Here is a 17,780-nt window from a genome sequence, read left to right as displayed (position 1 = left end):
GCGCAGGGGGGGTCACATTTCAGGATCGAAGGTCGACACGAAGGTATCGAGCTCGGCGTCGGTCAGCGGACGCGGAAGCTGACCGCCCTCGGGCAGCAGCTTCTGCGTGAGCAGGGCCACGGTGTCGAGATGGCGCCGCAGCGGCTCGATGCGGATGAGGTCGCGGTAGCGGCGCAGCACGCTCTCCATGGACTCGGGGTCCAGCCGCGAGTCCTGCGCGACCAGCCTGGCTGCCTCGGCCGGCTGCTCGCGGATGAAGGCGGCCGCCTCGCGGTTCGCGGCGTAGAAGCGGCGGGCGAGATCCTGGTTGGCCGGATCCTCGATCCACGAGCTCGCCACGCCCAGCGTGATCGACGGCACGAAGTCGGTGCCCGACACCTGCTGCCAGACCGTCTGGTCGAACACCGGGATCGCGTGCAGTTCGCCGCGCCCCTGCGCGACGGCCGCGGCGCTCTCGGTCGGGTTGACCAACAGGGCGTCAACGCGTCCGAGCTGCAGCTCGGCGAGAGCACCCGCGCCGCGCGCGCTGGTGGACTGGATGGTGAGCGTGCTCTCGTCCAGGCCGCGCGCCTGCAGAAACCACCGCGACAGCGCCCAGCTCCCGGTGATGGTGTCGGTCTGCAGCGTCTTGCCGCGCAGTTGCTCGAGGCTCTTCAGCGCGGGATCGCGCACGACGACGTCGGTCTCGAAGTTGAAAATGTTCCAGAGCAGGGTAATGTCGGCCCCCTGCTGCTTGAAGCGCGCGACGGCGGCGATGGCAGCGCAGTAGCACACCGGATCGTTGCCGGTGGCGAAGTCGGTGTAGGCCACCTTCGACGGCTTCTGCGTCACCACGAGCTCGAAGCCGTGCTTGCGGTCCAGCCCGAGGTGCTGGATCAGCGAGGGGATCCACACGCTTTGCGACGGCGCGCCGAACACCGTGACCGGCAGCCGGGGCAGCTCGGCCTGCGCGTGGGCGCCGGCGGCAGCGAGGGAGAACGTCAGAGCGGCCACCAGTCGATGAAGGCGCTTGCGAAACGGGTTCATGGTGGAAAACTCAGTCGATGACGGCGCGTTGCAGCAGCCGGTGCTGCCCGCCATAGTTGAAGACGCCGCGGTGCTGCACGATACGGTTGTCCCAGATCAGGGCCGCGCCCTCCTGCCAGCGGTACTCGGTGCAGACCTCGGGCGAGCGCAGGAACTCGAACACAATGTTGAGCAGGCTATCGCTCACGAGGCGGGGCACGCCGAGCACGCGCTGGGCGTATAGCTCGCAGGCGAAAAGCTGCTTGTCGCCGGTCTCCGGATGGACCCGCACCAGGGGCACCTCCAACGGCGGTGCCTGCAGGCGCGCTTCGATCAGCCGTTCCGGGTCGGGATACGACATCGACAACAGGCCCATCTGGTCACCGTTGTGGATGATGGTCAGGGTATCGAGGTAATCGGCGAACTTCGGGTCGATCAGCCGGTAGGCCGCCGTCGCATTCGAGAACACGGTGCCGCCGCCGAAGCCCGGCGCCTTGTGCGCATACAGCGCGGTGAATTTCTGCGGCCGCTCACGGTACGCCTGGTCGATGTGCCAGATGTAGTTGGTGCGCGTCTTCTTGCGGGCCGAGTCGATCGCGTTGGTCTCGCCCCCCGCGCGCGGGGCCTGCGGATTGCCGGCGAAGCGGGGCGAGCCGAACAGATGCGCAAAGCGCTCGAAGCCGCCCGGCGCAATCGACCCCGGCGCGAACGACAGAAAGCCGTACTTCAGCAGCGACCGGTATAGATGCCGCTGCACGACTTCCGGCACTTCACCGCTCGCCGGGATGGCGAACCCCTCCACGATGCCGCCCACCGCTGGCGAATACGGCGTGATCCGGATGTCCTGGAAGAACTCGGGCTCGTACCGGAACGACTCGGGACCGAGCACGCGCGGCTGATGCGTCTCGGTGTCGGCGGGCCGGTGCAGATGCTGAAGGTTGGCGCTCATGGCAGTACTCGTTGGCGAAAGTGTGAGCCTACGCCTCTGGCCCGCCGATCGAAACGAACTTCTGATGATTTGTTTATTTGTATCTACATATCGCCGGACGGCAAGGCCGCAATAGACAGAATCGCAACTAGCATATGGCGGCGACGTGGGTTTGGCGCCTTGCAACGGACCACAGATAAGCCTCGCGGCGGCTCCCGCCCGAATCTTCCGCGGCATCCGGACAGGCAGTGGATACGTACGTTCGCGCAGCAGGCAGGTGGCTGCGGGAAGTGTGTGCCGCGATGCGGCTGATATTCGCCAGGTATCAAAAGAGAGAACCGCAGGCTATTTTACAAAGCGGTAGTCGCCGGGGAGAATGCACCATAATCCATCCCGGTACTACACCATGGACGACTTCGGCCGCTACGTGCGGAACTCTGCCGACCAGCAGGAGACCATCCTGCGCAAACTCAATCTGGCGAAATCATGAGAATCACCGTTTTCGGCGCCGGCGCGGTAGGTGGCCATCTGGCGGCGCGCCTGGCCCGCGCCGGCGCGCAGGTCAGCCTGGTCGCCCGCGGCCCGCATCTCGAAGCCATCCGGGCGCACGGCCTGCGTCTGGTGGGAGTCGACGAAGATTTCACGGTACCGGTGCGGGCGGCGGCCGACGCGCGCGAACTCGGTCCGCAGGACCTGGTCGTCACCTCGGTCAAGGCGCACGCCCTGCCCGCCGCCGTGGACGGCATCGCCGCGCTGCTCGGTCCGGATACGCCGGTCGTGTATGCAGCCAACGGCATCCCCTGGTGGTACTTCCACCGGCACGGCAGCGAACACGCCGAACGCCGCCTGCCCCGGCTCGACCCCGACGGCCGGCTGTGGGATGTCCTCGGTCCGCAGCGCGCGATCGGCTGCGTGGTGCAGTCCCCCAACGAAGTGGTCGAACCGGGGGTCGTGCGCAACGGCACGGCGGACAATGTCTTCACGCTGGGCGAGCCTGCGGGCGGCGTCTCCGCCCGCCTGGCCGCGGTCGCCGAGGCCCTGGGCCGCGGCGTGCCCGGCGTGCGCACCTCGGATCGCATTCGCCATGAGATCTGGCGCAAGCTGCTGCTCAACATGTCGCTGTCGCCGCTGGCCTGCCTGACGCTCTCGACCGGCGCCGACGTGGCCGAGGATGCGGAACTGCGTGCGATCTTCGCCCGCCTTTCCGAGGAAGGCAGCCGGGTCGCCGCCGCGCTGGGTGAGCAGGTCGCTCTGGATGTCGAAGCCTGGCTCGCCCGCTCGGCGAGGATCCGGCACCGTTCGTCCATGCTGCAGGACCTGGAAGCAGGCCGGCCGATGGAAATCGATGGCCAGCTCGCGGTAGTACGCGATATCGCCCGCACGCTGGCGGTGCCCACACCCGTTCTGGACCTCCTGCTGCCTCTGCTGATCCGCCGCGCGCGGGCCACCGGCCTGTATCCCGCCCCGGGGCAGGCAGCATGAACGCCCCCGCCGCCCTGCTCTCGCGCGAACGCGCGCATCGGACCCAGGGGGTCCAGCAAGCCGGCATCCGCTGACGCGGCCCGCCGCCGCAGCGGCGCCCCGGCCGAGGCTGCGACGACAGCCTCGCCCCCCGGGCTTTCGCCCTTGTTCCTCACGACCCCATCTCTGCCTGGAATAAAGTACCAACAAATCGTTGTTGGATTACTTTCACATGCGGAAGCATCATGAAACCCCTTTCATGAACCTTCCTATATATACAAGTGAACCAGGCAACCACACTCAAGCTGGCCGGCACCACCGCCCTCATCACCGCGGCCTTCGCTGCGCCCGCTCACGCCGCCGGTTCCGTCACGCTCTACGGGCTCGTCGACGTCGGCTACCAATACCAGAAATTCAAGGGCCAGGATTCCACCTCGGGCCTGACGAGCGGCGGCCAGGCCGCCTCCCGCTGGGGCCTGCGCGGCAGCGAGGATCTCGGCAACGGACTGCAGGCCAACTTCACGCTGGAGAACGGCTTCGACATCACCCGAGGCACGGCCTCGCAGAACGGCCGCCTGTTCGGGCGTCTCGCATGGGCCGGCCTGTCCGGCGGCTGGGGCGAGCTGCGGCTGGGCCGCCAGACGCTGGCGGCCACCGACTACACCGGCGCGTTCAGCCCGTTCGGCACCTCGTTCCAGCTTGCAAGCGGGGGCCAGTCGATCAACAGCAACACCACACCGCGCGCGGACAGCACGGTCAAATACGTATCGCCGACGATGTCCGGGCTGCAGGCCACGCTGAGCTACTCGTTCAACGCCAACCTGGCCCAGAACAGCGACGGCGGCGGCGTAGCCCCCTCCAGCCGCAGCGATCGGGTGTTCAGCGCAGCCGCACACTACAAAGCCGCGAAGTGGCAGTTGATCGGCTACTACCAGGGCGCCTCGCTGGGCCGCGAGACGAGCTCCGGCGGCAGCCATGCCGATGTCTCGCCGCGCGAATACGGTATCGGCGGCAGCGTCGAGCTGGGCGTGTTCACCCTGCACGGCGGCTTCGCCCAGCACAAGGACGCATACATCAACGGGGTGGCGTCGGGCAACACGGGACAGACCGCCCTGTTCAAGGGCGGCAAAGTCAACGGCTACACCCTGGGCGTGGCGGTGCCTGTCGGCACAGGCACCCTGCTGGCGAGCTTCCAGCTTTCCGATCCGAACGACAGCGTGGTGCGCTCCGGACAGCAGGCCGAGAACCAGAAGGTGTACAGCGTCGGCTACACCTATCCGTTCAGCAAGCGCACCAACGCGTATGCGTACGTGTCCTACCTGGACGGCGCCTGGTTCGACAACGCCGGCACGGGCGTTGCCGCGGACGACTGGAATGCCACCCACTTCGCCGTGGGCCTGCGCCACCTCTTCTGACGGGCGGTCGGCGGGCGCCACCGCGCCCGCCGCATGATTCTCCCCTGCCGCGCAGCGCGGCGCGAGTCAGCCGGGCGCCTGCCGCGCGACGCTCCCCGCGGCCGCCAGGCCTCGCCCCATGGACAGGAATTCGTGCAGAACGTCGGAGGTGTCGTTGCGCCGGAACACCATGTTCACGGGCGCTGTCATCGCCGAACCCGCCTGCATCGGCCGGTAGACGATGCCCTCCATGCGCAGCGCCTCCATCGACTTTGGCACGATGGTCATGCCCACCCCGGCGGCGGCCATGTTCACGGCCGACATCAGCCGCCTGGTCTCGCCCGCGATACGAGGCTGAAAGCCCGCCCTGGCGCAGCTAGCGAGCAGCATGTCACCGATGCCTGCGCAGCGCTCCTGGCGATAGAGGATGATGCTTTCGCTCTTCAGGTCGGCCAGGCCGAGCTGGCTGGCCTGGGCATAGGGATGCGAGATGGGGACGGCGACGACGAGTTCGTCCTCGGCCAGCCATTGCCCGTCGACCGACTCGACGGCCGGCGTTCCTGCGCGGATGAAGGCGATGTCCAGAGTGCCCCGCTGCAGCGAATTGAGCAGGTCGATCGCGGCGCCTTCCTCCAGGTGCAGGGATGCGTGCGGACGCTCCGTGCGGAATCCGTTCAGCAGCGAACGCGTGCGGCCGTGAATCGCCGAGGAGGTGGTGAGCCCGATGCGCAGCACCGCGTGCGCGGCTTGGTCGTGCCGGCGCACCCGCTGCACGGCGGCGTCGGCCGCGGCGAGCAGCTTGCGCGCATCGTCCAGAAAGACGCGCCCGGCATCGTTCAACTCGATGCGCCGCGGGCTGCGGGTGAACAACTGCACGCCCAGCTCCTGCTCCAGGAGCTGGATCTGCATGGTGAGCGGCGGCTGCTGCATGCCCAGCCGCCGGGCCGCGCGCGTGACGTGCTGCTCCTCGGCGACGGCGACGAAATAGCGAAGATGGCGAAGTTCCATGGCGGCCTCCAGGATGCCCGTGCACTGGGACGGCCCGGCGCCACGGCCTGCATGGCGGGCCGCCGCCATGCTGCTCGCCGGTGCAGGGACATGCTGCAAAGCGCCATTCTATTGCGGACCCTACCCGGCCGACAGTCCGGAACTGCCAATAATCTTATTACGGCCCATGCCATCGGGCTGAGCATATCCAATGTATATGCATGTATTGCATTTGAATATTGGCGAAATCGCATATTCATACAAGAACAAATTCATTCCCTTCGGCCGAAGAATGCCCGAAAGTTGCGGCTCCCGATTCTCAATTTTGTGCCTACCTTACGGAAACTTGGCCGGAGTCGCTCCGCGCACCGCGCCAGCTTCACGGCCATGAGCTCATGAACCTCGGATTGCAGCACAAGAACGCTCTCGTCACCGGCGGCAGCAAAGGCCTGGGATTCGCCTGTGCGCACACCCTGCTGCGCGAAGGCGCCCGCGTGGCCATCGTCTCGCGAGATCCAGTCAACGTCGCCGACGCCCGGCGCAGGCTCGCAGCCGACGGTTTCGACACCGTCGGCATCGTTGCCGACCTCGCCGACGAAGCGGCCGCCGAGCATGCGGTGGCGCAGGCGGAACAGGCCCTCGGCCCGCTGGACATCCTCGTCAACAGCGCGGGGGCGGCGCGCCGCAGGCCGGCCGAGGAACTCGACGCCACCGCCTGGCGCGAAGCGCTGGGACGCAAGTTCTTCCCCTACATCAATGTCCAGGAGGCCGTCCTGCGGCGCATGCTGACCCGGGCGCGCGAACGGGGCCAGGATGGCGCTTGCCCACCCGAGACCCAGATCGGCGCCGTCGTGAACATCGTCGGCATGGGCGGCAAGTTCCCCAGCGAGAGCCATATTTCGGGAAGCGCCGCCAACGCCGCCCTGCTCCTGAGCACTGTCGGCCTGGCCCGCTACTACGCACGATTCGGCATCCGCATCAACGCCGTCAACCCGGGCGTGACCGTGACCGATCGCACGGCTCAGACGCTGGAGCACGAGGCGCGCATCCAGGGCGTGGACGTCGACGAAGCCCGCCGCCGCGGCGAGGCCGCCGCGCCGCTGCGCCGCTACGGCCAGCCCGGCGAAATCGCCGACGTCGTGGCCTTCCTGGCCAGCTCCAGGGCAAGCTACATGGTCGGCGCCCTGGTGCCGGTGGACGGCGGGCAGAAGGCCGCGCTATGAGCGGGGGTGCGCAGCGCGCGCGCTCGACGCGCCGTTATCTGTTCAAGCGCTTCGTGCAGGTCCTGCCGACGGCTCTGCTCATCGTGCTGTTCTCCTTTCTGCTGCTCAAGGCCGCGCCGGGCGACATGGTGGACGTGATGGCCGGCGAGTCGGGCGGCGCCACCGCCGAATACATGCAGGAAATGCGCGAGCTGTACGGGCTGGACGTGCCCATGCACCGGCAATTCCTGATCTTCCTCGGCAACATCTCGCGCCTGGACCTCGGCTATTCGTTTCGCGACAACATGCCGGTGGCCGAACTCATCTGGAGCGCGTTGCCCGCGACCCTGCTGCTCTCGCTCACCGCCATCCTGTTCGCGGTAACGGTCGGCGTGGTGCTCGGCGCGCTCAGCGCCAAGTACCGCGGCACCCCCCTCGATACCGGCATCACGGTCTTCTCCAGCATCGGCTTCGCCACCCCGCTCTTCTGGGTGGGGTTGATGCTCATCGTGACATTCGGCGTCAAGCTGCGCTGGTTTCCGGTGGCCGGCCTGACCACGGTCGGCCTGCAGCACGCCTCGGCCTGGGCATACGTCAAGGACGTCGCCGCGCACCTGGTGCTGCCTGCCTTCTCGCTCGGCTGCTATTACCTCGCGCTGTACGTGCGCCTGACCCGCTCGGCCATGCTGGAGATCTTCGACCTCGATTTCGTGCGCACCGCACGCGCCAAGGGCCTGTCGGAATGGCGGGTGCTGGTGCGCCACGTCCTTCGCAACGCCCTGCTGCCCATCGTCACCATCACCGGCCTGCAACTGGGCAGCCTGTTCAGCGGCACGGTGGTGATCGAGACCGTCTTCGGCTGGCCGGGCATAGGGCGCATGGCCTACGACGCCGTCGCCGCGCGCGATCTCAATGTCTTTCTCGCGATCTTCCTGTGCAGCTCGCTGCTCGTGATCGTCATGAACCTCGTCGTCGACCTGCTCTACGCCGTGCTCGACCCGCGCATCGAGGTGACGGCGTGAATCTGGTCCAGCCTTCATCTCAAGCGCCGGCCGCGATGCACGAGGCCGATGCCGTGCCGGCCGCCGGCGCCGCTCCCGGGCTCTGGTCGCGTCTGCTGCGCTCGCCCTCCGCCGTGGCCGGCGGCGTGCTGGTCATCCTCGCCATCGCCGCCGCGCTGGGCGCCGGCGCGCTCTACCCGGGCGATCCGCGCGACATGGTCGGCACGCCCACGCAGTGGCCCGGCACCAACCTCGCCTTCCCGCTGGGCACCGACATGCTGGGCCGCGACATGGCCGCGGCCTTGATGCACGGTGCGCGCCAGTCCCTGGCCATCGGCTTTTGCGCCACGGCGCTGGCCCTGGTGGTGGGCATCGCGGTGGGCGTCGTGTGCGGCTATTTCGGCGGCGCACTGGACGACACGCTGATGCGCTTCACCGAAATCTTCCTGACCATGCCGACGCTGCTTTTCACGATCGCCCTGGTCATCATCCTGGGGCCGTCGCAGGCCAGCATCGCGCTCGCCCTGGGCCTGACCTCCTGGCCGCAGATCGCGCGGCTGGTGCGCGCCGAGGCGATGCGCGCCAAGCAATACGACTATGTCAGCGCGGCGGTGACCATGGGCATGGGCCATGGCCGCATCATCTGTGGACACATCCTGCCCAACAGCCTTGCGCCCGTGATGGTCGCGGCCTCGGAACTCATCGCCTCGGTCATCCTGGCCGAGGCCGCCCTGTCCTTCCTGGGCCTGGGCGACAACGACAGCATGTCCTGGGGCAGCATGGTCGGCGCGGGCCGCCAGGTGCTGCGCACCGCCTGGTACATGACGGCCGAGCCCGGCCTGGCGATCTTCCTCACAGTCATGGCCTTCACCCTGCTCGGCAACGGCCTGAACGATGTGCTCAACCCCAAGGCCCGCAACCGATGAACACCGCGACGCCCCTCCTGGAAGTCGGCCGCCTGCGCATCGGCTTTCCGACCCGCGACGGCGGCCAGACCACCGTGGTCGAGGACCTTTCCTTTACCGTCGGCGCCGGCGAGACGCTGGCCATCGTCGGCGAATCGGGCTGCGGCAAGTCCATCACCGCGCTCGCGCTCACCCGTTTGCTGCCGCGCACTGCGCGCATGCAGGGCAGCGTGCGCTTCGAGGGCCAGGAACTGGTCGAGCTGCCCGAACGGCGCATGCGCGCGCTGCGCGGCAACCGGCTGGCCATCGTCTTTCAGGACCCGATGGCCGCGCTCAACCCGGTCATGACCGTAGGCGAGCAGATCACCGAAGCGATCCGCGCACACGAACGCATCGACGCCCGCACCGCGCGTGCGCGCGCCGAAGAACTGCTGGAGCGGGTCCGCATTCCCCAGGCGGGACAGCGGCTGGACGACTATCCGCACCGGCTTTCCGGCGGCATGCGCCAGCGCGTGGCGATCGCGATCGCGCTGGCCTGCCGGCCTTCGCTGCTCATCGCCGACGAACCCACCACCGCGCTGGACGTGACGATCCAGGCGCAGATACTCACCCTGCTCAGGCAGCTGCAACAGGAACTCGGCATGGCGCTGATCCTCATCACCCACGACCTCGGCGTGGTGGCCGAGAGCGCCGACCGCGTCCTGGTCATGTACGCCGGCCGCCAGATCGAACAGCAGCCGGTGCAGGGGCTGTTCGACCGTCCGCTGCATCCGTATACCCGCCGGCTCATGCGGGCGCGGCCGCAATTCGCTCCGGGCGGCACGCAGCGCCCGCCGCGCCTGCAGGAGATCCCCGGCATCGTGCCGACGCCAGGCACACCGCTGCCGGGCTGCGCCTTCGTGGCGCGCTGCGACATCGCCGCCGCGCACTGCCGTACGGTGCCGCCGCCGCTGCGCGACTTTCCCGCGCAGGCGCGCGCGGCCTGCCACGAGATCGACGCGGCCTGGCCGCCCGAAGGGAGTGCGCACCCTCCTGCAGACAGAATATCGCGCGGCGACGGGAGGGTATGCCAGTGAACCCGCTGCAACCCGGCACGGTGCTGCACCGGCCGACGCCGATCCCCCACCCCGCGGACGCCGGACGGCATCGGCAGCCCCCGTCCCGCGCCGCGCTGCTCGACGTCGACGGGCTGCACGTGCGCTACCGTACCCGGCGTGGCCTGCTGCATGCCGTCGACGGCGTGTCGTTGTCGCTCCAGGCCGGGCAGACGCTGGGGCTGGTCGGCGAATCCGGCTGCGGCAAGTCCTCGCTCGGCAAGGCAGTGATGCGCCTGATCGAGCCCGCCGCCGGCACGATACGGCTGGACGGCGTGGACATCACCCACCTCGGCCCCGCCGGACTGCGTCCCCACCGCCGCCGCTTCCAGATGGTGTTCCAGGATCCGGGCGGCTCGCTCGACCCGCGCCAGCGCATCGGCCGCTCGCTGCGCACGCCGCTGGACCTGCACCGGCTGGGCACACCGGCGCAGCGGGCCGAGCGGGTGCGCGAGCTGATGCTGCAGGTCGGCCTGCGTCCGGAGCTGGCGGACCGGCAGCCGCACGAATTCTCGGGCGGCCAGCGCCAGCGCATCGCCATCGCCCGGGCCCTCGCGCTCAATCCGGCGCTGATCGTCTGCGACGAGCCGGTCTCGGCCCTGGACGTGTCGCTGCAGGCCCAGATCCTGAATCTGCTGTCGGACCTCCAGCAGCGCTATGGCATGGCCTATCTGTTCATCAGCCATGACCTGGGCGTGGTGCAACACCTGGCCGACCGGGTCGCGGTGATGTACCTCGGCCGCATCGTCGAACTGGCGCCGCGCGAGCGCATCTGGCGCAGCCCGGCCCATCCCTATACGCAGGCGCTGATCGACGCGATCCCGGTCATGGACCCGCGCCATGAGCGCAACGCCGGCGCGATCCACGGCGACCTGCCCAACCCGTTCCAGCCGCCGGCCGGGTGCAGCTTTCACACCCGCTGCCCGCACGCGCTCCCGGTCTGCAGAGAACAGGCACCCGCGCTGCGCGAGATCGGCCCGGGCCACCACGCCGCCTGTCACCTGCATGGCGAGGCCGCCGGTCACGCCAGCCAGATCGTGCACTTCGTGCGGCCGGCCGCCGCACACGAAGCCGAGCCGCGACCGGCCCGCGCCGCCGGCGCCTACGCAACCACCGCTACCTGAGCCCCATGTCCGACACCCCTACCCTGACCCCGCAGGCCCTCGCGGCCTGGCTCGCCGACGGCGACGAAATCGCCCTGATCGACGTTCGCGAAGAAGGCCTGTACGGCGCGGGCCACCCGCTGCTTGCCGTCAATCTGCCGTACAGCCGGCTGGAGACCGCCGTCGATGCACGGGTGCCACACCGCGCGACGCGCATCGTCCTGATCGGCGACGAACCGCCCGTCGCGCCCGAGCCTACCGGCACGCTCGCTGCGCGCCGCCTCGCCGCGCTGGGCTACGCCAACGTCCACGTGCTGGCGGGCGGCGCGCCTGCCTGGCAGGCCGCCGGCCATCCACTGCTGCCCAGTATCCACGTGCCCAGCAAGGCTTTCGCCGAGGTCGTCGAGCATGCGTACCATACGCCGGCGACCTCGGCCGAGGAACTGCAGGCGCTGCGCGCCCGCGGCGAGGACGTCGTCGTGCTCGACGGCCGCACCGCCGAGGAGTTCGCCCGCTACCACGTGCCCGGCGCAGTGAGCTGCCCGAACGCCGAACTCGTCCTGCGTTTCGCCGACCTCGTTCCCTCCCCCAAGACGCGGGTGGTGGTCAGTTGTGCCGGCCGCACGCGCGGCATCATCGGTGCACAGGCGCTGATCAATGCCGGCGTGCCCAATCCGGTGTCCGCCCTGGCCGGCGGCACCCAGGGCTGGAAGCTCGCCGGCCTGGCGGTGGAGCAAGGCGCCGGCGCGCCGGGCGTGCCGGCCAGCGAGGCGGGACTGGCGCTGGGCCGCCGGCGCGCGCGCGATGTGGCCCGGCGCTACGGCGTCCCGCGCATCGATGCCGCCACCCTCACGGCCTGGCGCGAAGACACCGGCCGCACCACCTACGTGTTCGACGTGCGCTCGCCGCAGGAATATGCGCATGGCCACCTGCCCGGTGTCGTGGGCGTGCCTGGCGGCCAGCTGGTCCAGACCCTGGACCGCTGGGCCGCTGTGCGCGGCGCGCGCATCGTGCTGGTGGACGAACTGGGCGCGCGCGCCGACATCACTGCGCACTGGCTGCTGCAACTCGGCTGGGAGGTCGCAGTACTGGACGAGCCCGGCATCGAACAGGCCTTCACCGAGGCCTTCACCGCCGGCGGCCCGGCGGGCGGACCGGACGACGCCCAGCGGCGCGACCCGGCGCCTGACCTTCCGGCGGCAGTTCCCCTCGCCGAAGCGGCGGACTTGCTGCGCTGCGGCGCGGCCGCCGTGTCGGTCGCCGGCAGCGCCGACTTCGCGCGCGTGCGCGCCACCGGCGCGGTGTGGACCAACCGCTCGCGGCTGGCCCTGCTGCCCGAGCCGATCCGGCAGGCGCCCGTCCTGCTCGTCTTCGGACCGGCCGGCCAGGCGCACCGGCTGGCCGCGCTCGACCTGCGCGAACGACATCCAGGGCAGACCGTGCTGCCGGTGGACGGCACGCCGGACGACTGGCGCGCCGCCGGACTGCTTCTGGACACCACCCCCGCGCCCGTGCCGCAAACCGATCGCATCGACTTCCTGTTCTGGCTGCACGACCGCCACACCGGCAACGCCGACGCCTCGCGTGCCTATCTCGCCTGGGAAGGCGAGCTGCCGGCCGCCATCGGCGCCCCCGAACAGGCGGGCTTTCGCATCCAGGCTGCCGCCTGACCCCATCACTCCTGCACATTCCCGGACCATGGACTTCGACTACACCCCCAAGCAACGCAAGATCTACGAGACTGTCGGCGAACTCGGCCGCACCCGCTTCGCCGCCCGCGCCGCAGACTACGACGCCCGCGCCGTGACGCCGGTCGAAAACCTGAAGGATCTGGTCGACGCCGGCTACGCCGCCGCCGCGCTGAGCGAGGAGATCGGCGGGCTGGGCGGCGGCGCGCTGGGCAAGGACCCGCTCGCCTCACTCCTGGTGGTCGAACAGACCGCACGCTACTGCCTGTCCACCGCGCAGTGCATCCACATCCACTACAACGCTTCGCACCGCATCGAGCAGATCGGTTCGCCGGCACAGCGCAAACGCCTGCTAGGCCCGGTGGTCGAGGAAGGCAAGTTCGTCAACTCGACCGGCAGCGAGCCCGGCCGCACCGCGCGCGGTCTGTACAACCTGCAGACCGTCGCCGAGAAGGTGCCCGGCGGTTGGCGGGTCAACGGCGTCAAGAACTACGCCACGCTCGCCGACACCGTGCACTACAACACCATCGCGGCGGTCGCCAAGGACACGCCGCCGCCCGGCGGCCATCTCATGCTCGCCCTGCCGCAGGGCGTGGAGGGCCTGACCATCGAACCGGGTTCGTGGGACCCGATCGGCATGCGCGCGGCGGTCAGCCCGGTGCTGACCCTGAAGGACGTCTTCGTGCCCGAGCGCGACCAGCTCGGCGAGCTGGGCGAATCGGCCAAGGGCCGCTGGCAGGCCAAGAGCCACCTGAGCTTCGCCGCGCAATACATCGGCGGCGCCGAGGGCGTGTTCGACCTGCTCACGGAATACCTGCCGCGCCGCGGCACCGCCGGCGACGGCTACACGCAACTGCGCCTGGGCGAGATCCGCATCGCCATCGACGCGGCGCGCTGGCTGACCTACCGCGCCGCTTGGCTATGGGCGCGGGACATCGCGGCGGCCGAGTTGTTCTCGATGAACGCCAAGCACCAGGCCATCGCCGCCGCCGTGCTGGCGGTCGAGCGCGGCGCACAGATCGCAGGCTCCAGCGCGCTCGACGCTGGCAGCGCGCTGTCGCGCTTCATCCGCGACCTGCGCTACCAGACGCTGCATGAAAACTACGACAAGACCGCCGCCACCATCGGCAAATACCACCTGGGGCAGGCCTACGATGTGACCTCCAGGCTTTGAGGACTCGGCCATGACGACATCGAGCAAACCCGACATCCACCTCGGCGCCTTCCCCCTGGACGTGGGCCACCACATCGCCGCGTGGCGCCATCCCGACGTACCGGCCGACGGCGGCTCCAGCCTGGACTTCTACCGCCGACTCGCCCAGACCGCCGAACGCGGCAAGCTGGACATGATCTTCTTCGGCGACCAGATGGCCGCGCAATATCCGGACGACGAGACCGTGGGGCGCACCTCGCGGGTGACCCGGCTGGAACCCACCGCGCTGCTGTCGGCGCTGGCCGCCGCGACCACCCGCCTGGGATTGGTCGGCACGGTCTCGACCAGCTACTTCGAGCCGTTTCACGTCGCCCGCAAGTTCGCCACGCTGGACCGGCTGAGCGAGGGGCGCTCGGGCTGGAACGTGGTCACCTCGTTCAACGACCGGGAGGCGCAGAACTTCAACCAGGGCGAGGTGCGCACGCACGCCGAGCGCTACGAGCGTGCGCACGAATTCGTCGACGTGGTACAGGCGTTGTGGGATAGCTGGGAAGACGACGCCTTCCTGCGCGACAAGGCCTCGGGGCTGTTCTTCGACCCGGCGAAACTGCACGTGCTGGATCACAGGGGCAAGTACTTCTCCGCGCGCGGCCCGCTGAACATTCCGCGCTCGCCGCAGGGCCAGCCGGTGATCGTACAGGCGGGGTCGTCCGAGGACGGCCGCGGCTTCGCCGCGGAGCGCGCCGAGGTGGTGTTCACGGCGCAGCCCAGCCTGGCGGCCGCGCGTGGCTTCTACGCCGACGTCAAGGCGCGCGCCGAGCGCGCCGGACGCGACCCCGGCCACGTCAAGATCATGCCGGGCGCAATGACTTTCATCGGCGCCAGCGAGGCCGAGGCGCGCGAGAAGTACGAGCAACTGCAGTCGCTGATCGACCCCGAGGTGGGCTGGATCGTGCTGAGGCGCCATCTGGGTATCGACGTGTCCGGGCTCGACCCGGATGCGCCCTTTCCCGATCTGCCGCTCACCCCCGACTTCCCCAGCCGGCAGAAGCTGCTGATCGAGATGGCGCTGAGCGAGAAGCTCACCGTGCGCCAGTTCTACGAGCGCGTGGTCGGTGCGCGCGGACACTTGCTCGCCATCGGCACCGCTGCCCAGGTGGCCGACCAGTTCGAGGCCTGGGTGGACGGCGGCGGTGCGGACGGCTTCAACCTGATGCTGCCCTGGCTGCCCGCCGCGCTGGACGACGTGGTCGATCTTCTGGTGCCGGAATTGCGCCGGCGCGGGCGCTTTCGCCACGAATACCAGGGCTCCACCCTGCGCTCTCACCTGGGCCTGCCGGTACCGTCCAACCGGCACGTACAGTCATCCGCACAACCCGTTGCGCAGGCATGAGAACGGTTCCAGCACCGTACGCCGCGCGCATGCGCAAGCACGGCACGCTGGCCTCCGAATGGCCAGCCTTCCGCCGGAAAGCCGAACGCGACCATCCGGGCCTCGACACCTGAACCGGCCTGCCGCCTGACGCAAGAGGTACCACCATGCGCACTGCAACCCTTGCCCTGGACACACCCGACGCCGGTACGCTGGCGCAATGGCTGGCCGGGCCCGGCCCGGCCGCGCTACCCGAGGCGGCGGCGCGCAGCGTGCGCGCCAGCCTGCTCGATACGGTTGCGGTGGCCTGGGCAGCGCGCGGTGCCACCGGCATGCCGGCAGTCTCGGCGCTGGTCGCGGCCGACGGCGGCGCTGCGCACAGCCTGCTGTGGGACGGCAGCGGCCGGCGCGTGCCCGCCGCCGCCGCGGCCTTTCACAACGGCGGCTACGCGGCCGCGCTGGATTTCGACTCGCTGCACCCGGACGTCAGCCACATCGACGCGGTGGTCATTCCGGCCGCCATCGCGGTCGCCGAACAGGTGCACGCCGACGGCCGCGCCCTGCTCGCGGCCATTGCCGCGGGCAACGAACTGGCCTACCGGCTCGCCCGCGCCGGACAGGCGCGGCCTGGCTGGTTCCGCACCTCGGTCTATGGTGTCTTCGGCGCGGCGGCCGCGGCCGGCCGGCTGCTCGGGCTGGACGCCGCCGGCATCGAGTCCGCCCTCGGCCTGGCGCTGGGACAGGCCGCCGGCACCCAGCAGGGCCACGTCGAGCGCACCCTCAGCAAGCGGCTGCTGTCGGCCTTCGCCGCGCGCGCAGGCGTCTTCAGTGCCCAGTTGGCGCAGGCCGGCATCAGCGGGCCGCGCCGCGCCTTCGACGGCAGGCACGGCCTGTACGCGCTGTATGGACAAGCCGATCCCGGCGCGCCGGAGAGCGGCCTGGGCCGCGAATTCCTGCTGGAACACGCCACCTACAAACGCTATCCGGCCTGCGGTCGCGCCCACGCCGCGATCGAGGCGGCCCTGCGCCTGGCCCGTCCGGCCGACGGCCCGCCGCTGGCCGCCAGCGCTATCGAAGCGGTGGAACTCGTCCTCACCGAGGACATGCACACCCTGGTCGGCGCACCCTACACCACCGACGGCGACCCCGAAGTCACCGCCCAGTTCTGCGCACAGTACGCGGTGGCCGCGGCGCTGGCATCCGGGCGCTTCGGGCTGGCGCAGATCACGCCCCAGGCCGTGCTCGACCCTGCCCTGCGGCCGCTGATCGACCGCGTGAACATACGCGTGCAAGGCAGCGGAAGCATGGCTCCCGCCACCGTGGCGGTGCGCCTGAACGACGGCCGACGGCTGACGCAAACCGTTGCCGAACTGCCCGGCGGACTGCTGGACCCGCAGGCGCTGCGCGAGAAGGCCGCCTCGGCCCTGACGTACGGCGCGGGGCTGGACACCGCCACGGCGGACCGCCTGCTCGCGCGGCTGGAAACGGTGGAGGACGTGGCCGACGTGGCGGATCTGTTCGGCCGCTCCTCCGGCTGAGCGGATCGGCAGCCCGGGACCCCCTTCGCGCGTCGGGAGAGCGGCGCGCCCGGCACGCCCGGCTGCCGGCGACCTCCGCTCAGAGCCGGTAGGAGGGGTCGGTCTGCCCCAGCCGGCGGTGGATGGCTTCGAGCAGCGGTTCGCTGCGCGCGGGGTGGGCCAGCACCTGGGCCACGGTCCGGCTCGCCGCCTCGTGCGAAATGACCGACAGCGGGCGTCCCGTCGCGAGCACCTGGGCCTGGATGCGGCAGGCGTATTCCAGGTTGTAGTTGCGGTGAAAGGCCTCGGCGATGGTCGAGCCGGTCACCACCAGGCCGTGGTTGCGCAGGAACAGCGCGGCATGCGGGCCCAGGTCGGCGGCGATGCGCTGGCGCTCGTCGACATCGTGCGCCATGCCTTCGTAATCGTGGTAGCCCACGCGACCGTAGAACTGCGCGGCCTCCAGCGTCAGCGGCTGCAGGCCCTCCTGCAGCGCCGACACGATGGTGCCGCCGTCGGTATGCGTGTGGATGGTACACGCCACGTCCGGCCGCGCCGCGTAGACGGCGCTGTGGATGACGAAGGCCGCGCGGCCGAAGCCCCAGCGGTTCTCGCCTACCGGATTGCCGTCCAGGTCCAGCTTGACGAAGTCGGACGCCCGCACCTGGTCGTAGAACAGGCCATGCGGGTTGACCAGGAAATACTCGGGGGCGTCGGGCACGCGCGCGGTGATGTGGTTGAAGATCAGCTTGGTCCAGCCCAGTTCGGCCAGCGAGCGCGCCACCGCGGCCAGATCCTCGCGGGTCTTCTGCTCGGCGTCCGACCATGAACGCGTGTCGTCCTGACGGGTCGACTCGGATATTTGCACCACCATTTACCTCACTGCAAATACCGGCATCTTATCCCGCAAGAAAACCGCGCCAACGAACGAATATGCCTTTCGATATTACGTGCGCCGCCTCTCAATGTA

At 69.7% G+C, this 17,780-nt stretch carries 15 protein-coding genes; 11 read left to right on the top strand and 4 right to left on the bottom strand.

What is annotated here, in order from left to right; genetic code table 11:
- Positions 1-12 precede the first annotated feature (12 nt).
- Positions 13-1,026 (bottom strand): ABC transporter substrate-binding protein, encoded by a 1,014-nt coding sequence (locus FOZ76_RS23390; protein ID WP_170235593.1) that lies wholly within the window; start codon positions 1,024-1,026, stop codon positions 13-15.
- Between the two features lie 10 nt (positions 1,027-1,036).
- Positions 1,037-1,954: a TauD/TfdA dioxygenase family protein gene (locus tag FOZ76_RS23385; protein WP_170235592.1), complete on the bottom strand. Its 918-nt coding sequence runs from the start codon at positions 1,952-1,954 to the stop codon at positions 1,037-1,039.
- A 465-nt stretch (positions 1,955-2,419) separates the two neighbouring features.
- Here FOZ76_RS23385 and FOZ76_RS23380 point away from each other — a divergent pair, with 465 nt between their 5' ends.
- The gene (locus tag FOZ76_RS23380) at positions 2,420-3,415 is read left to right on the top strand and encodes a ketopantoate reductase family protein (protein ID WP_143950644.1); all 996 of its coding nucleotides are present in this window, start codon (positions 2,420-2,422) and stop codon (positions 3,413-3,415) included.
- Positions 3,416-3,675: 260 nt separating this feature from the next.
- The gene (locus tag FOZ76_RS23375; RefSeq protein WP_170235591.1) at positions 3,676-4,809 is read left to right on the top strand and encodes a porin; all 1,134 of its coding nucleotides are present in this window, start codon (positions 3,676-3,678) and stop codon (positions 4,807-4,809) included.
- 66 nt (positions 4,810-4,875) lie between these two features.
- Here the strand turns inward: FOZ76_RS23375 and FOZ76_RS23370 are convergent, their stop codons facing one another.
- Positions 4,876-5,796 carry a LysR substrate-binding domain-containing protein gene (locus tag FOZ76_RS23370; protein WP_170235590.1) on the bottom strand — a complete coding sequence of 307 codons (921 nt, stop codon included), beginning with the start codon at positions 5,794-5,796 and terminating at the stop codon, positions 4,876-4,878.
- A gap of 374 nt (positions 5,797-6,170) precedes the next feature.
- Here FOZ76_RS23370 and FOZ76_RS23365 point away from each other — a divergent pair, with 374 nt between their 5' ends.
- The 9 genes from FOZ76_RS23365 to FOZ76_RS23325 all read left to right on the top strand — a co-directional run bounded on the left by FOZ76_RS23365 (position 6,171) and on the right by FOZ76_RS23325 (position 16,831).
- The gene (locus FOZ76_RS23365; protein ID WP_143950641.1) at positions 6,171-6,998 is read left to right on the top strand and encodes an SDR family NAD(P)-dependent oxidoreductase; all 828 of its coding nucleotides are present in this window, start codon (positions 6,171-6,173) and stop codon (positions 6,996-6,998) included.
- On the top strand, positions 6,995-7,999 hold the full coding sequence (locus tag FOZ76_RS23360; RefSeq protein WP_143950640.1) for an ABC transporter permease: 1,005 nt from the start codon (positions 6,995-6,997) through the stop codon (positions 7,997-7,999). The genes FOZ76_RS23365 and FOZ76_RS23360 overlap by 4 nt, the downstream gene beginning before the upstream one ends.
- Positions 7,996-8,904: an ABC transporter permease gene (locus FOZ76_RS23355; RefSeq protein ID WP_246129722.1), complete on the top strand. Its 909-nt coding sequence runs from the start codon at positions 7,996-7,998 to the stop codon at positions 8,902-8,904. Before FOZ76_RS23360 ends, FOZ76_RS23355 begins: the two co-directional genes overlap by 4 nt.
- Positions 8,901-9,959 (top strand): ABC transporter ATP-binding protein, encoded by a 1,059-nt coding sequence (locus tag FOZ76_RS23350; RefSeq protein WP_143950639.1) that lies wholly within the window; start codon positions 8,901-8,903, stop codon positions 9,957-9,959. The genes FOZ76_RS23355 and FOZ76_RS23350 overlap by 4 nt, the downstream gene beginning before the upstream one ends.
- Positions 9,950-11,101 (top strand): ABC transporter ATP-binding protein, encoded by a 1,152-nt coding sequence (locus FOZ76_RS23345; protein ID WP_143950638.1) that lies wholly within the window; start codon positions 9,950-9,952, stop codon positions 11,099-11,101. The genes FOZ76_RS23350 and FOZ76_RS23345 overlap by 10 nt, the downstream gene beginning before the upstream one ends.
- A 5-nt stretch (positions 11,102-11,106) precedes the next feature.
- On the top strand, positions 11,107-12,750 hold the full coding sequence (locus tag FOZ76_RS23340) for a rhodanese-like domain-containing protein (RefSeq protein ID WP_143950637.1): 1,644 nt from the start codon (positions 11,107-11,109) through the stop codon (positions 12,748-12,750).
- A 28-nt stretch (positions 12,751-12,778) separates the two neighbouring features.
- Positions 12,779-13,942 carry an acyl-CoA dehydrogenase family protein gene (locus FOZ76_RS23335; protein WP_143950636.1) on the top strand — a complete coding sequence of 388 codons (1,164 nt, stop codon included), beginning with the start codon at positions 12,779-12,781 and terminating at the stop codon, positions 13,940-13,942.
- 10 nt (positions 13,943-13,952) lie between these two features.
- Positions 13,953-15,314 (top strand): LLM class flavin-dependent oxidoreductase, encoded by a 1,362-nt coding sequence (locus FOZ76_RS23330; protein ID WP_143950635.1) that lies wholly within the window; start codon positions 13,953-13,955, stop codon positions 15,312-15,314.
- Between the two features lie 146 nt (positions 15,315-15,460).
- Positions 15,461-16,831: an MmgE/PrpD family protein gene (locus FOZ76_RS23325; RefSeq protein ID WP_143950634.1), complete on the top strand. Its 1,371-nt coding sequence runs from the start codon at positions 15,461-15,463 to the stop codon at positions 16,829-16,831.
- Between the two features lie 79 nt (positions 16,832-16,910).
- Here the strand turns inward: FOZ76_RS23325 and FOZ76_RS23320 are convergent, their stop codons facing one another.
- Positions 16,911-17,678, bottom strand: a complete 768-nt coding sequence (locus FOZ76_RS23320) for a class II aldolase/adducin family protein (protein WP_170235589.1) — start codon at positions 17,676-17,678, stop codon at positions 16,911-16,913.
- Positions 17,679-17,780: the final 102 nt, after the last annotated feature.

The sequence above is a fragment of the Verticiella sediminum genome (assembly GCF_007558815.1).
Taxonomy (GTDB): domain Bacteria; phylum Pseudomonadota; class Gammaproteobacteria; order Burkholderiales; family Burkholderiaceae_B; genus Verticiella; species Verticiella sediminum.
The sequence above is the reverse complement of the archived record's forward strand: the minus strand, read 5'-3'. Positions and strand labels throughout refer to the sequence as shown.

Coding starts and splice junctions, on each gene's coding strand:
- FOZ76_RS23390 (WP_170235593.1), bottom strand. CDS start 1,026: ATGAACCCGTTTCGCAAGCGCCTTCATCGACTGGTGGCCGCTCTGACG.
- FOZ76_RS23385 (WP_170235592.1), bottom strand. CDS start 1,954: ATGAGCGCCAACCTTCAGCATCTGCACCGGCCCGCCGACACCGAGACG.
- FOZ76_RS23380 (WP_143950644.1), top strand. CDS start 2,420: ATGAGAATCACCGTTTTCGGCGCCGGCGCGGTAGGTGGCCATCTGGCG.
- FOZ76_RS23370 (WP_170235590.1), bottom strand. CDS start 5,796: ATGGAACTTCGCCATCTTCGCTATTTCGTCGCCGTCGCCGAGGAGCAG.
- FOZ76_RS23365 (WP_143950641.1), top strand. CDS start 6,171: ATGAACCTCGGATTGCAGCACAAGAACGCTCTCGTCACCGGCGGCAGC.
- FOZ76_RS23360 (WP_143950640.1), top strand. CDS start 6,995: ATGAGCGGGGGTGCGCAGCGCGCGCGCTCGACGCGCCGTTATCTGTTC.
- FOZ76_RS23350 (WP_143950639.1), top strand. CDS start 8,901: ATGAACACCGCGACGCCCCTCCTGGAAGTCGGCCGCCTGCGCATCGGC.
- FOZ76_RS23345 (WP_143950638.1), top strand. CDS start 9,950: ATGCCAGTGAACCCGCTGCAACCCGGCACGGTGCTGCACCGGCCGACG.
- FOZ76_RS23340 (WP_143950637.1), top strand. CDS start 11,107: ATGTCCGACACCCCTACCCTGACCCCGCAGGCCCTCGCGGCCTGGCTC.
- FOZ76_RS23335 (WP_143950636.1), top strand. CDS start 12,779: ATGGACTTCGACTACACCCCCAAGCAACGCAAGATCTACGAGACTGTC.
- FOZ76_RS23330 (WP_143950635.1), top strand. CDS start 13,953: ATGACGACATCGAGCAAACCCGACATCCACCTCGGCGCCTTCCCCCTG.
- FOZ76_RS23325 (WP_143950634.1), top strand. CDS start 15,461: ATGCGCACTGCAACCCTTGCCCTGGACACACCCGACGCCGGTACGCTG.